Source organism: Chryseobacterium indologenes, from assembly GCF_002025665.1.
Classification (GTDB): domain Bacteria; phylum Bacteroidota; class Bacteroidia; order Flavobacteriales; family Weeksellaceae; genus Chryseobacterium; species Chryseobacterium metallicongregator.
Genome location: NZ_CP018786.1, coordinates 4,234,686 through 4,248,874, shown reverse-complemented (window position 1 = coordinate 4,248,874; position 14,189 = coordinate 4,234,686). Strand labels below are relative to the sequence as shown.

Annotated in this window: 14 protein-coding genes; 2 read left to right on the top strand and 12 right to left on the bottom strand. The window is 36.2% G+C overall.

Features of this window, described 5'->3' with window-relative positions; translation table 11 throughout:
- Nucleotides 1-45: 45 nt before the first annotated feature.
- The 5 genes from BUE84_RS19190 to folK form a co-directional block, all read right to left on the bottom strand.
- Nucleotides 46-1,953, bottom strand: a complete 1,908-nt coding sequence (locus BUE84_RS19190) for an ATP-dependent DNA helicase RecQ (RefSeq protein ID WP_079243082.1) — start codon at nt 1,951-1,953, stop codon at nt 46-48.
- 77 nt (nt 1,954-2,030) lie between these two features.
- Nucleotides 2,031-3,470, bottom strand: coding sequence for an OmpA family protein (locus tag BUE84_RS19185; protein ID WP_079243081.1), 1,440 nt, complete (start codon nt 3,468-3,470; stop codon nt 2,031-2,033).
- Nucleotides 3,471-3,682: 212 nt separating this feature from the next.
- A complete protein-coding gene (locus BUE84_RS19180) occupies nt 3,683-5,209 on the bottom strand; it encodes an OmpA family protein (RefSeq protein WP_079243080.1) in 1,527 nt (508 codons plus the stop codon).
- A gap of 53 nt (nt 5,210-5,262) precedes the next feature.
- Nucleotides 5,263-6,378 carry a flagellar motor protein MotB gene (locus BUE84_RS19175; RefSeq protein WP_079243079.1) on the bottom strand — a complete coding sequence of 372 codons (1,116 nt, stop codon included), beginning with the start codon at nt 6,376-6,378 and terminating at the stop codon, nt 5,263-5,265.
- Nucleotides 6,379-6,395: 17 nt separating this feature from the next.
- Nucleotides 6,396-6,812: a 2-amino-4-hydroxy-6-hydroxymethyldihydropteridine diphosphokinase gene (gene folK, locus BUE84_RS19170; protein WP_079243078.1), complete on the bottom strand. Its 417-nt coding sequence runs from the start codon at nt 6,810-6,812 to the stop codon at nt 6,396-6,398.
- Between the two features lie 20 nt (nt 6,813-6,832).
- Here folK and sppA point away from each other — a divergent pair, with 20 nt between their 5' ends.
- Nucleotides 6,833-8,590 (top strand): signal peptide peptidase SppA, encoded by a 1,758-nt coding sequence (gene sppA, locus BUE84_RS19165; protein ID WP_079243077.1) that lies wholly within the window; start codon nt 6,833-6,835, stop codon nt 8,588-8,590.
- A 77-nt stretch (nt 8,591-8,667) separates the two neighbouring features.
- Here the strand turns inward: sppA and BUE84_RS19160 are convergent, their stop codons facing one another.
- From BUE84_RS19160 to rpmB, 7 genes are all read right to left on the bottom strand, one after another.
- Nucleotides 8,668-8,928, bottom strand: coding sequence for a GlsB/YeaQ/YmgE family stress response membrane protein (locus BUE84_RS19160; RefSeq protein WP_034694983.1), 261 nt, complete (start codon nt 8,926-8,928; stop codon nt 8,668-8,670).
- Between the two features lie 72 nt (nt 8,929-9,000).
- Nucleotides 9,001-9,954, bottom strand: a complete 954-nt coding sequence (gene ftsY, locus BUE84_RS19155; RefSeq protein ID WP_034694984.1) for a signal recognition particle-docking protein FtsY — start codon at nt 9,952-9,954, stop codon at nt 9,001-9,003.
- A gap of 15 nt (nt 9,955-9,969) precedes the next feature.
- Entirely contained in the window at nt 9,970-10,437 is a 468-nt protein-coding gene (locus BUE84_RS19150) for a RidA family protein (protein ID WP_079243076.1), read from the bottom strand.
- 142 nt (nt 10,438-10,579) lie between these two features.
- Nucleotides 10,580-11,527, bottom strand: coding sequence for an MBL fold metallo-hydrolase (locus BUE84_RS19145; RefSeq protein WP_079243075.1), 948 nt, complete (start codon nt 11,525-11,527; stop codon nt 10,580-10,582).
- Nucleotides 11,528-11,610: 83 nt separating this feature from the next.
- A complete protein-coding gene (locus BUE84_RS19140; RefSeq protein ID WP_002976755.1) occupies nt 11,611-11,763 on the bottom strand; it encodes a DUF4295 domain-containing protein in 153 nt (50 codons plus the stop codon).
- 20 nt (nt 11,764-11,783) lie between these two features.
- The gene (gene rpmG, locus BUE84_RS19135; RefSeq protein WP_027373683.1) at nt 11,784-11,966 is read right to left on the bottom strand and encodes a 50S ribosomal protein L33; all 183 of its coding nucleotides are present in this window, start codon (nt 11,964-11,966) and stop codon (nt 11,784-11,786) included.
- 6 nt (nt 11,967-11,972) lie between these two features.
- A complete protein-coding gene (gene rpmB, locus BUE84_RS19130; RefSeq protein ID WP_002976757.1) occupies nt 11,973-12,215 on the bottom strand; it encodes a 50S ribosomal protein L28 in 243 nt (80 codons plus the stop codon).
- Between the two features lie 243 nt (nt 12,216-12,458).
- Here rpmB and BUE84_RS19125 point away from each other — a divergent pair, with 243 nt between their 5' ends.
- On the top strand, nt 12,459-14,168 hold the full coding sequence (locus BUE84_RS19125; protein WP_238594293.1) for a T9SS type A sorting domain-containing protein: 1,710 nt from the start codon (nt 12,459-12,461) through the stop codon (nt 14,166-14,168).
- The last annotated feature ends 21 nt before the right edge of the window (nt 14,169-14,189 follow it).

Below are 14,189 nucleotides of genomic sequence, written 5' to 3'. Positions count from 1 at the left end.
AGGTTGAGATCATAATGTTTATCATTAATGATTACTCATTACTTATTACTCATGATTAAGCGCATATGTTCTGAAGTTCAGCATTCTTACTTTTCCTGAATCCAAAAGGAAGATCAGATTTTCCAGGATATTTTCTTTTGAATGATAGCTGAGCTGGATAGACAGTTCTTCAATGGTAGCCGATTTTTTTGCCAATAAACTAATGATTTGCTGAGAAATATTCTTACCAAAGATAGACTGCTTATTTTTTTCACAGACAGAACACTGGCCACAGTTTTTTGTATTTTTTTCACCAAAATAGGCAAGAATTAGTTTCATTTTACAGTAGTCATTATTTTCTGCGTAAAACTTCATCTCTTCCCATTTCTGAATTTTGTTTCTCTGAATATGTTCGAATAATTTCCAGTAAGCGCTATTCACGGCTCTTTCATCACGGGGTTTCAGGAATTTAATGCTGGCTAGTGCTCCATCGATGTATTCAAGATAATTTTTTTGTTGAAGTTCTTTCAACCGTTCTTTGATCAAAGGAACACTGATATTGATTTTGTTGCTTACCTGTTGTTCACTGAACATTACTTTGTGGGTGGTAATTCCTGAAATATTACGGAAAAGAAGCTCTATAAAATAGGCATCTTTTTGGGGCAGCTGGTCCATCTCATCAGCTTTGATAAAAAGTTCAAGTGAAGACAGACTTTTGTAATCGTTGTAGTAGACAATTTCCTGATTGTGCAGAAAATTGAGTACATTGTTGATTTTTGCTTTCGACAGTTTTGTGAAATTCTGTATACTCAGACTATTCAGTTGAAAAGTTTTTTCCGGAAGTTCAAATTCTGCTACCTGAAAAATAGAGTAGAGGTAGCTAATGATCTTCAAAAACTCGGCTTTATTGGGAGTCTGATTTTTTAGAACCTGATCAAAATTCAAAAGTTCCTGTTTGTTCCAAAGCATGAAGGCAAAACTGTCTTTTCCATCTCTTCCCGCTCTTCCGATCTCCTGATAATAGTTTTCCAGAGAGGCAGCCGGGGAATAGTGAATCACAAAACGGACATTGTCTTTATCGATACCCATTCCAAAGGCATTGGTAGAAATAAGAACATGGTTGTCGCTATTGTTCCAAAGATGCTGTCTTGCATTTTTTTCTTTGGTTGTCAGGCCGGCATGAAAATAATCTACATTTTTCAGTTGATTCTTTTTCAGGAATTCTGCCAGCAATTCTGCTTCTTTTCTTGTTCTTACATATACAATTCCGGAGTCATTGCTGTATTTTAAAATATCAAAAACACGTTGGAATTTATCAGATACTTCATCGGTGAAAATTTTGATATTCTCTCTTTTAAAACTCTTTTGAAAAACAAAAGGATTTTTCAGCTCAAGCTTATTTTTGATTTCTTCAAGCACTTTTGGAGTCGCTGTTGCAGTCAAAGCAAGACAAGGGATTTCAGGATTATTACTTCTGAATCCTTTTATATTCTGATAACTGGGTCTGAAATCCTGACCCCATTCTGAAATACAGTGAGCTTCATCCACAGCAATGAAGGATAGTTGAATTTCCTCCATGTTTTGAATAAACTGACTATTGGTAAGTCTTTCAGGAGAAACATAGAGTAGTTTAGTAAGTCCTTCTTTACAACGGTCATAAACTGCTTCTGCATCATATTCATCCAGCTCGGAGGACAGATATTCTGCTTCTATCCCACGCGATTTAAGCTGATTAACCTGATCTTTCATCAGTGCCAGCAAAGGAGACACAACAAGGCATGTTCCTTCTTTCAATAAGGCGGGGAGTTGATAGCATAAAGATTTTCCTGCTCCTGTGGGTAGCAGAACCAGGGTGTCTTTTTCGTTGATGACAGCATTGATAATTTCTTCCTGAGAATCTCTGAAGTCAGTATAACCCCAGAAATACTTAAGAGTATCGTATTTTAGCTTTTGAAAATCCTGCGGAGAAATCATGTTGTAAAAATAAGGAAAGAATTAGACAAAAAAAGTCACGCAGGGCGTGACTTTCATATGATATATCAATATATTTATTATTTAGCTTCGAAGTATACTCTTCTATTGGCTCTGTTTTTCCATTCAGGGCACTTCGTTGCTGGTTCACATTCAGGGTATTTAAGGTCTTTTTCACCTTTTCCTACTGCCTGTAGTTTGCCTGTTTGAACACCGTTTTTGATCAGATAGTTCTTAACGTTGTTTGCTCTTCTTTCTGATAGTTTTTGGTTGTAAGCATCAGTACCTCTTGTATCAGTAGCTCCGATTACATTATAAGAACCAGTTGAAGAATTGATGTAGTTTACAGCATTATTTAAGATTGGCGTATTTGATGGTAAAATTCTGTCGGAATTTAAATCAAACTCAATTCCCTCCAACTTAGTTTCTGTTTCTACCACAGGACCTGTTGTAGCTACAGGACATCCGTTGTTTTCAACAGGTCCTGGAACTGTAACACACTTATCGTAAAGGTCAATTACCCCGTCTAAGTCAGTATCAAGCGCAACTCCGGCACCGTCCACTCTTGCTCCCGCAGGAGTATCAAGCTGTCTGTCCCAATCGTCACATACCCCGTCGTTATCAGCATCTCCTTTTTTACATACTTCGATATCCTGGTTTTTATTAGCCAGTACATCCAGTTTGTAATAGATTTCCTGAAGTGGGTCATGCCACATTAAGTGAGATTCGTGTTTTCCAAGTTTTACAGAAAGACCTAGGGTAGCATTGAAGAAGTTGTCAGAAACCTGCTCAGAACGCTTATTAATCGCGCTGTAAGCATCACCGCCTCCGTCAAATTCATCATCACCTGTTACCACATACATTAATCTACCTTCAATATCGATTCTTCTGTTTACTTTGAATTTAAGACCTGTACCAGCCTGGAAGAACAGAGAACCTAATTGGAAAGGTTTGATTTCAGTCATTAATGTCTGTTTGTTACTTCCGTCTTTCTGGTATGCTCTGTAGGCAATAGTACCAATACCTGCATATCCATGAAGTGCCCATCTGTAAGGGGAATGGTTGTCAACTCTTCTTAATAAGTTAGAAAAATTAATATCTCCTAAGATAGAGATTGCGTCATACTGAGTTCTTGCTCCTACTGCAGATGCATCTGGTGCTGCATTTTTAGTGTTGAACCATCCTTGTCTGGTTTCACCTCTGTCATATTGTAAATTGATCCCAAAAGCATGGGTAATCGCTTTATCAATACTTACATAGGCTGAATACCCAAAAAGGTTTTTACCGTTACCATTTTTGATTGAAGTTAAATCTGCTGACTGAAGAAGTGGAACACCTACACCAGCAGAAATAGACCAATCGTTAAATCTTTTAGACTGATTGGTGAATGGGGAAACATTAGCAGATCCCGAAGAAAATGTATTAGGATACTCTCCTTTTGAAACTGCCGTTGAGTCTTGTGCATAAGTGGCAGAAGGAATTGCCAAAGCTAATGCAACAATTGCTAAACTTAATTTCATAGTGTTATTTTTTTAAGTTAAGTTATTTTAAATGATTTTTTTACGCTAAAAAGTGATTATGTGTTAATTTTTTTCAAAACAAACTTGCTGATTACTAACGTGTTTCACACAGTTGTCCTGAAAATAATGATAAAGGTATGTAAAAAAATTCGTAGTAGAAAAAAAATAAACCGAAAAGAGTAATTCTTTTCGGTTTAAGAAGTATTTGAAATTTATTTCTTCTTTTTCTTAGCAGGAACTTTTTTTACTGCTTTTTTTACAGGAGCATCTTCATAGTCTTTCTTTTTGATAGAATCCCATTCTGAACTTTCTATAAATCTTACAGTAACTTTTCTGTCTGCCATTCTTTCAGCATCTGAAGCTGATGCAGGGATTGTTGCTTCAGCAGAACCAACTCCTCTTGATTTTAGTACATTTTCATTAATGCCTCTGTTTTCAAGAGCTCCTACTACAGCAGCTGCTCTTTCTTTAGACAATCTAAGGTTGTAGGCTGCATTTCCTTTGATATCTGTATGCCCGGTTAACAAATAATTACCTCCGTTTTCTTTAATAATTGAAGCTGCCAGATCCAATTTTTCGTTAGATTCAGGTCTGATGGTAGCTTTATTAAAGTTGAAATAAATATCCTTAAGGGTTTTTTCTACTTCTACAGCGGTTTCTTTATGATCTTTAACGATAGGACATCCGTTGTTTTCAACAGGTCCAGGAACTGTAACACACTTATCGTAAAGGTCAATTACCCCGTCTAGGTCTGTATCAAGTGCAACTCCGGCACCGTCCACTCTTGCTCCCGCAGGAGTATCAAGCTGTCTGTCCCAATCGTCACATACCCCGTCGTTATCAGCATCTCCTTTTTTACATACTTCGATATCCTGGTTTTTATTAGCCAGTACATCCAGTTTGTAATAGATTTCCTGAAGTGGGTCATGCCACATTAAGTGAGATTCGTGTTTTCCTAATTTGAAAGAAAGACCTAAAGTGGCATTGAAGAAGTTGTCAGAAACCTGCTCAGAGCGCTTGTTTATTGCGCTGTAAGCATCACCGCCTCCGTCAAATTCATCATCACCTGTTACCACATACATTAATCTACCTTCAATATCGATTCTTCTGTTTACTTTGAACTTCACACCTGTACCAGCCTGGAAGAACAGAGAACCTAATTGGAAAGGTTTGATTTCAGTCATTAATGTCTGTTTGTTACTTCCGTCTTTCTGGTATGCTCTGTAGGCAATAGTACCAATACCTGCATATCCATGAAGTGCCCATCTGTAAGGGGAATGGTTGTCAACTCTTCTTAATAAGTTAGAAAAATTAATATCTCCTAAGATGGAGATTGCGTCATACTGAGTTCTTGCTCCTACTGCAGATGCATCTGGTGCTGCATTTTTAGTATTGAACCATCCTTGTCTGGTTTCACCTCTGTCATATTGTAAATTGATCCCAAAAGCATGGGTAATCGCTTTATCAATACTTACATACGCCGAATATCCAAAAAGGTTTTTACCGTTACCATTTTTAATCGAGGTCAAATCTGCTGACTGAAGAAGTGGAACACCTGCTCCTACAGAAATAGACCAATCATTAAATCTTTTAGACTGGTTGGTAAATGGGGTAACATTGGCAGATCCTGAAGAAAATGGATTAGGATATTTTCCATTTGAATCTGCAGTTGAGTCTTGTGCATAAGTAGCAGAGGGAATTGCCAAAGCTAATGCAACAATTGCTAAACTTAATTTCATCGTGTATTATTATTTGATTTCTTTTATTGAAAAAGAAGTTTAAGTTTGTTTAATTATTTAATTGGACAACCGTTATTTTCAACAGGTCCTGGTACAGTTACGCACTTGTCGTAAAGGTCAATAACACCATCCAGATCCATATCCAAAGCAACTCCGGCACCATCTACTCTTGCACCTGCAGGAGTATCAAGCTGTCTGTCCCAGTCATCACATACTCCGTCATTATCTGCATCTCCTTTTTCGCAAACAACAAGGTCAGTACTTGCATTTTCAAGAATGCTGGTTCTGTAGTAAGCTTCCTGAAGAGGATCATGCCATGCCAGGTGAGATTCGTGTTTTCCTAATTTGAAGGATACACCTAAACTTACCGTCCATGCATTATCTGATCTTCTAGCGTTTAGCATATTATATTTTGAACCTGGAGTGGAAGGATCATAATCATTAGGATCTGCCCATCCGCCACCATCAAATTCATCATCACCACTGATGATATACATGGTTCTTGCCTCAACATCAATAAGTTTAGAAACATTATATTTTATTCCTAAACCTCCCTGATAGAAGATAGAGTTGATATCAATGTCTTGTTTTATGAACAAAGGCGTTCTTCTTGGAGTATTACTCCATCTGAATTCATCGTTATCATGTAGTGATGTTCTGAATCCCTGAACTCCAATTCCCATATATCCATGGAAAGCCCATCTGTATGGAGAGTGGTTGTCTACTCTTCTGAATAAGTTCGAGAAGTTGATATCTCCTAATAAAGAGATGTTGTCAAATTGTGTTGTAGCAGTCGCTATTCCTGATTTTACACCTGCAGCACCGGGAAGCTGGGCTGTCTGTTTCGTTTCCCCTCTCATATACATTAGGCTTAGCCCGAATGCATGTGTGATTTGTTTGTCTACGCTTACGTAAGCATTATACCCCCAATTGGTCTTATCCTTGCGGATAGATTTTAAATCGGAGTGTACCATAAATGCAGGACCTCCTCCAACAGAAATAGACCAGTCTCTGAAACGTCTGGATTTGTTGTCGAAAGTTTGTACATTAGCGGAACCTGAGGAGAATGTATTAGGGTACTCTGTGGAAGAGTTTACTGTAGTGCCGCTGTTCTGTGCGAAAGCTGCAATTGGCAATGACGTAGCCAATAATAATAAACCTAATTTCATACAATATGTTTTATGTTTTAAATAAAATCTTTCAATAATATTCTGGAAAAATCCCTTTCAAAAAGATGTTTTTTATGAGGGACTTCTAACCTTTCTGATTTAAAATTTAACTCATTATACTTAATGATATCAATGTCTATAATCCTATCAGTATAACCTCCGGATACTTTTGAATCATTAATTCTTCCCATCTCAACTTCTATATTCTTAATACAATCAAGCAGTTGGATTGGTGAAAGATGAGTGAATATTATTGCTGCAATATTACAAAAAATATTGGAACTGACAAACTCTACAGGGTCAGACATTAAAAATTCGCTGGTTTGTGAAATGTGATTTCCAGCTTCATTTATCATTTTTAATGCAAGCTCTACATTTTTTTTTTGCTCTCCTAAGTTACTTCCTAGTAACAAAACGACCTTATGCTGCGACATATTAGAAAATTGATTGATTTATGAGAAGTTTCTTTAAAAATGTTTTGGCAAATATAGTAGCAATTATCATACTTTGCGCTCTATTTTTCATCTTTTTCATTATGATGCTTGTGTTCAGTGCGATGGGGAATGATAAGTCGGTGGCGGTAAAAAAGAACTCCGTTCTTACGATTAATTTAAAGACAAATATAATCGATAGTCCTACTGAAGAAGAGATGGGATTATTTGGTTTAGGAGCTCAAAATAAAAGTATCCTTATATATGATGCATTGGAAGCTATCAATAAAGCAAAAACGGATGATAATATTAAAGGGATCAGTATAGAAACTGATTATTTATCTGCAGGACTTACTCAGATTGATGATCTTAGAAACGCTATTGAAGATTTCAAGAAAAGTGGAAAGTTTGTGTATGCATACGGAAATGGAGTATCCCAGTCTGCTTATTATTTAGGATCTGTTGCTGATAAATATTATCTGCATCCTGCAGGAATGGTAGAGTTAAAAGGTCTTTCTACAGAAGTTACTTTCTTCAAGGATTTTGCAGATAAGTACGGGATTGGAATTGAAGTAATCCGTCACGGTAAATTCAAGTCTGCAGTAGAACCTTTTTTAAGAAATGATATTTCTCCTGAAAATAAAGAACAGTTAAGTACGCTTTTGAATGACCTTTGGAAAAATACTTCCAATAAAATGGCAGCTTCAAGAAAAATTGATACTGCTCAGTTCAGAATGATCACAGACAGTTTGTATGGAATGATTCCTGAGCAAAGCCTAAAATATAAACTAGCCGATAAGTTGATCCAGAAATCAGAATACGAAGATCTTCTTAAGGCGAAGTTAAGTGTGAAAAATGAAGATAAACTGAATAAGATTTCTTTGACAAGTTATATCAACTCTTATGCAGATGAAGATAAATCTGGTGAAAAGATCGCAGTACTTTATGCTTCAGGATCTATTAATAATGGAGATGAATATAATGATATTCATTCTGAGAAATATGTGAAGTATATTAAAAAACTTCAGGAGGATGATAAAGTGAAAGCGGTTGTTTTCAGAATCAACTCTCCGGGAGGAAGTGCTAATGCTTCAGATGAAATCTTATTTGAACTACAGCAGCTGAAAAAGAAAAAACCACTGATAGTTTCTTTTGGAGACTATGCGGCATCAGGAGGATATTATGTAGCAATGGCTGCAGATAAAATTTATTCAGAGCCTAACACACTTACCGGTTCTATCGGAGTATTCGGGGTGATGCCTTACTACAAAGATATTGCAGCTAAAAACGGAATTCGTGCAGATATTGTTTCTACCAATGCCAACTCTATGTATTATTCCGGATTAAACGGAGTAACCCCTTATGGAGTGAATATGATGACGAGAAGTGTAGAAGGTACTTATAAGAGATTTGTTCATTTTGTGACTCAGAACAGAAAGAAAACTTTTGAGCAGATTGACAATGTAGGAGGTGGTAGAGTATGGAGCGGAGTTCGTGCAAAAGAAATAGGATTGGTAGACGAATTGGGTACTTTAACAGATGCTGTGAAGTTTGCCGCTCAGAAAGCTGGATTAAAGTCTTATCATGTAGAAGCTTTCCCTAAGAGAATGACTCCGTTTGAGCAAATCTTTAAAGACCTGAATGAAGAGGACGTTTCTGCCAGAATTATCAAAAACAAGATTGGTAAATCCAACTATGAGATTTTGCAGCAGATTACAGACAAGAAACTACAGTCTGAGGTGAAAATGGAAATGCCTTATCAGATTAGAATTAATGACTAACTAAATTTTATATTGTATACAAAAATCCCGGACCTGAAATTTCAGATCCGGGATTTTATTTTTTATCAGCTTTAATATCAGCTTTTCTTTGTTGCCATTCCGTAAATCCAGAGAATGATTAAAGCGCCTCCAATTGAGAGAATCCAGCTTCTAGGATTCCAGAATGAAGTGACATCTCCCCAGTGTAAAACGTAAACTCCTATAGCTCCTCCTACAAATGCTCCAAGAATTCCAAGGATAATAGTGATAAGCCATCCTCCTCCCTGAGTTCCCGGCATGATCATTTTAGCGATAGCACCTGCGATAAGACCAAATAGGATCCATGTTATAATTCCCATAGTTGCAAATTTTTTTATTGTTAATATTTAAAAATGATTTGTTTGCTAATATAAGGGAAAACATGATATAAATCATCTTTTCTTGAAGAATGAGTCTACAAATTCCGTACCATTAAAAAGTTGTAAATCCTGCATTTTTTCGCCTACACCAATATACTTCACCGGAATTTGGAACTGATCGGAGATACCAATAACAACACCTCCTTTGGCTGTTCCGTCCAGTTTTGTTACTGCTAAAGCATTTACTTCTGTTGCTGCTGTAAACTGTTTTGCCTGTTCGAAAGCATTCTGTCCTGTAGAACCGTCAAGTACCAATAGAATCTCATGAGGTGCATCAGGAATTACTTTCTGCATCACTCTTTTGATCTTGGACAATTCATTCATCAGGTTGATCTTATTGTGAAGTCTCCCTGCGGTATCAATGATGACAACATCCGCATTCTGTGCAACCGCGCTTTGTACAGTGTCAAATGCTACGGAAGCAGGATCAGAGCCCATTTCCTGTTTTACAATAGGAACGCCCACTCTTTCGCTCCAGATAACAAGCTGGTCAACAGCAGCAGCTCTAAAGGTATCTGCAGCTCCAAGAACTACTTTTTTACCTTCCGATTTGAACTGGTGAGCCAGTTTTCCGATGGTTGTTGTTTTGCCCACTCCATTCACTCCTACGACCATGATGACGTATGGTTTTTTAGAAGTATCGATATTTCCTGTACCGGCATGAGGATTTTCAAGCAATAATCCTGAAATCTCATCACGAAGAATTTTGTCAAGTTCATTTACTCCTACATATTTATCTCTGGCAACACGTTCTTCAATTCTTTCAATGATTTTGATAGTGGTAGAGGCTCCTACATCGGAAGCAATCAGTACTTCTTCAAGATCATCAAGTACCTCATCATCTACTTTACTTTTGCCGACTACGGCTTTCGTCATTTTTTCAAAGAATCCCTGACTGGATTTTTCCAATCCTTTGTCTAAAGTTTCTTTTTCTTCTTTTTTGAAAATATTTTTAAACCAACTCATAGTTTTAGTTTATTCTTATTTATTTTTAATCACTGCTGTGGCTTCTACTTCTATAAGCACATCATCTCTGAAAAGCTTGCTCACTTCTACGAGGCTGCTTACGGGAGGATTTTGAAGACTGACATACAAATCCCTTACTTTTCTGAAATCAGGTGTTTTTTTGATGTCTGTGGTATAAATTACCAGTTTAATAATATCTTTTCCTGTACCTCCATATTCTTTCAGGATATTATCAATATTCTTGAAAACCTGCTGCGTTTGCTCTTCAATGGTATTTCCCACAAGATTACCTTCAGAGTCCAGAGAAACCTGTCCGGATAACAAAATCATTTTAGAATTTCCACAATCAATACTTACTGATTGTGATAATCCTTTAATGTTGAAAACTTTTGGCGAACTTTTATATTCTACAGGATTCATTGTTTTTTGACTGAATGAAAATAGAAAAGTTGCTGTACATAACAGAACAAGAATCTTTTTCATATTTTGCTGATTAATAATCTGGTGAGCAAAGATAGCAAAAAAACTACCCAAAAAATGAGTGTTTTTTTTACATTATCTATAAAATATAGACTATCTCACCACGTTAAGCCCGTTGTATTGCGTATCTTTTTCTTATTTAAAATTATAGTTCTACGGTATCTCCAAGCCTTGCAATATTAAATCCATTGGCCAGAACCGTTTTACTCTGTTGGCTATCCGGAATTAAAAGTTTGTTGGTGTGATTGAAGTGAATAAAGTAGATTTTCTTTTTTTCCTGAACCGGGAGGTTTTTAAAAAGCTCCATACTTTCCGTTACAAATGGATGGGGAATTTCTGAGATATCTCTGAAACCTACTTCCTCAGCGTCATAAAACGTTGCGTCTAAAAATGCATAATCAACCTTTTTGATGAAATCTGTAATGCTGTGCTTCCAGGTATTCCATTTATCAATATCGGGTATAAATAAAGCCTTCTTATGAGGACCTTGAATTAAGTATCCTACTGTTTCGGAGTATTCATCACGATGGGGCACTAAAATGGGAGTGACTTGAAGGTGAGGATTTATTTGTAACGACACTTCATTCTTCATTTCCCGGATCTCAATATTTTTTAAATGAACCAATTGTGACCAGGGTCCGTTATTCTCAAAATATTTCTTAAGTATCGGCATAGTATACACTGGAACATTTTTAGAATTCATACCTTCTCTTCCCAAAAACATCAAACCTGTATAATGACCGATGTGGGCATGTGTAATAAAAATTCCATCCGGAGCTGTTTTTTCTAATGTGCCGGATTTTTCCTGTAACAATTGAAGTTGTGAAGTGAAATCAGGGCTGCTATCGAAAATATAATTTTTTTGCAGATCGTAATCAATGATTCCCATTGATATAATTTTCCGATCTTGTCTGGGATGTTTCCAAAGATCAGCACAACAGCTTTTCTTACAGCCTGCCTGTGGTGAACCTGCATCCTGTACATTTCCAAGGACTGTTAAGACGACCCCTGTATTCGTATTTGTTTTAAGACTTTGAGCCGAAATAAGACAGAAAATAAGGGTGCCTAAAAGCAGCGTAAACAACGATTTCATTTGTATGTTTTTTAAGCATAAAAATAACAAAAAAACTACTCACAAAATATGAGTAGTTTTTTATATTGTAAACAAAATACTGATTATTTCTTTAAATAACCATCTACTTCGTCAGCATTCATTACTTTTTCTTCGAAAACGTAAGCTCCTGATTTAGAAGACTTAACCATTTTCACCACTTTAGTCATCTTCTTAGACTGACCGCTTTGTAGGGTTGCTACTACTTTCTTTGCCATGGTAAGTTATTATTTATAAATTACTTAATTTCTTTGTGAAGGGTAGATCTTTTAAGAACTGGATTATACTTTTTAAGCTCTAATCTCTCTGTAGTGTTCTTTTTATTTTTTGTAGAAATGTATCTAGACATTCCTGGCATACCACTTTCTTTGTGCTCTGTACATTCAAGGATTACTTGAACTCTATTTCCTTTTTTTGCCATGATTTATTAATTCTTTTTAATCAATCCGTTTCTAGTAGCTCTTTCAATAGCTTCCTCGATTCCAATCTTGTTAATCACTCTCAATCCATGAGCTGATACTTTCAGTGTAACGTGCTTATCTTGCTCCGGAAGGTAAAACTTCTTCTCTAATAAGTTAATTTCAAAACGACGCTTCGTTTTGTTATTAGCGTGAGAAACGTTGTTACCAACCATTGCACGCTTTCCTGTTATTTGGCAAATTCTTGACATATCTCGATGTTCTTATTTGTATAATATTTGAGAGTGCAAAATAACGAAGAATTTTTTAGATAGACAAATCTTTTGGAAAATATTTGCAAATAAGTAACTGATTAATAATATTGAATTTTTAAAATAGTAGAATCCTTGGGATACAGCAGATAAAGGGTGCTGATATATTTCATACATGCTTTTTTTTACTCTCAGAATTTAATATTCTATCTTTGTTTTTAATTAATCTAAATAAAAACAACTATGAAGAGGATTTATATTTTATTGTCTATGATACCTGTCAGTCTGATGGCTCAGAACTTTACTGAGGTGCAGACCAGCATGAATAATTTTTATTATTCTGCAGCTGATATTGCAGATATAGATAACAATGGTACCCTTGATATTGTGCTTAACGGAGCGATTGATTCTGATGGTGACGGAAATGTAGACAGTACCTATAATGAAGTATATCAGAATAATGGGACAACTTTATTGCCGTTTGTTGGATTGGGAGCAGATGTGACCCATCTTGGAGATATTAAATTCATTGATTATAATAATGATGGTCTGGTGGATATTGTTTCTACAGGACTCAGCTATTGGGATGTTGTTAATTATAAACAATACAGGTTTAAAAATACAGGTTCAGGATTTGTAAAAGAAGCAGAATTGCCAGGTAAAATTTACGGATCTCTGGAAGTTTTTGACTTTAACCATGATGGGAAATCTGATTATGCAATTAATGGAACTCAGTATGCTCACGGAGGAGGTTTTGGAAATAGTTTGGATTATTATAAAAATACGGGTACTGGTTTTGATCTTACGGGAAATTGGGTAGATGGAACTCAGAGCGGAAGTTTTAAAGTAGTAGACCTTAATAATGATAACCTGCTGGATCTTGTGATTATCGGATCAGATATCAATGGAGATGCAGTATCCAAAGTATACATGAACCAGGCTGGAGTTCTGACTCCTACACAGGATCTTGCGCCTGTAGCGGTGGGGAAAATAGATTATGCAGATTTTAATGCAGATGGTTTTCAGGATATTGTGGTGATTGGAAGAGATGGCAATGATGATCCCTATTTTGCTGTTCTCATGAATGATGGTACGGGGACATTGACTCCTCAGGCGATTGCCGTAAACGATATTTCAGATGTAGCATTGAGTATAGGGGATTTAAATAACGACGGCTATTACGACTTTATTATTTCAGGAAATGAAGATTACAACGCTGTTGTGAAAACCTATATCTATGATGTTTCTAATCATAAATTCAATGAAGGAACTGTAACTGGTATTACTGCTCTTGGAGGTCCGGGACTGGTACAGCTTTTTGATTTTAATAATGATCATCATCTGGATATCTTATTGGGTGGATTCGATTGGGCTGCTTCTGATCTTCCTTCACTGACTAAAGTATTTAAAAATAATTCCACAGCAGCCAATGCAAAACCTGCAGCACCTACTCAATTGAATCTGACTAAAAACGGAAATCGTTTTAATTTTACATGGAGTGGGGCATCGGATGATAAAACTCCGGTGAATGCCTTACGTTATGAAATTACCGTAGGATCTACACAGGGAGCTCATGATATTGCAAAATATGTAGTAACAACACCATCATGGTTTCTTGAGCTTGATCCGTCCATTCAGAATGTATACTGGAGCGTAAAATCTATTGATGCTTCAAAAGTGTATTCTGATGCTTCTACTCAAAGTGTGCTGGGAACAGCGGACATCAAATCTGAAAAGCAGTTTGTTATCTATCCTAATCCGGTATCAGATAAAGTGTATATCAAAGGCGAAAAAGTTTCAGAAGCTGAAATGTATTCGATGGATGGAAGAAAACTGAATATTAAGGTAAATGGGGACCAGTCAATTGATGTTTCTCATTTACCTAAAGGAATATATTTATTAAAACTGAAGATAAAAAACGAAATAACCACAAAGAAGCTTACGATTAAGTAATTGAATCAATTCTATCTTCTA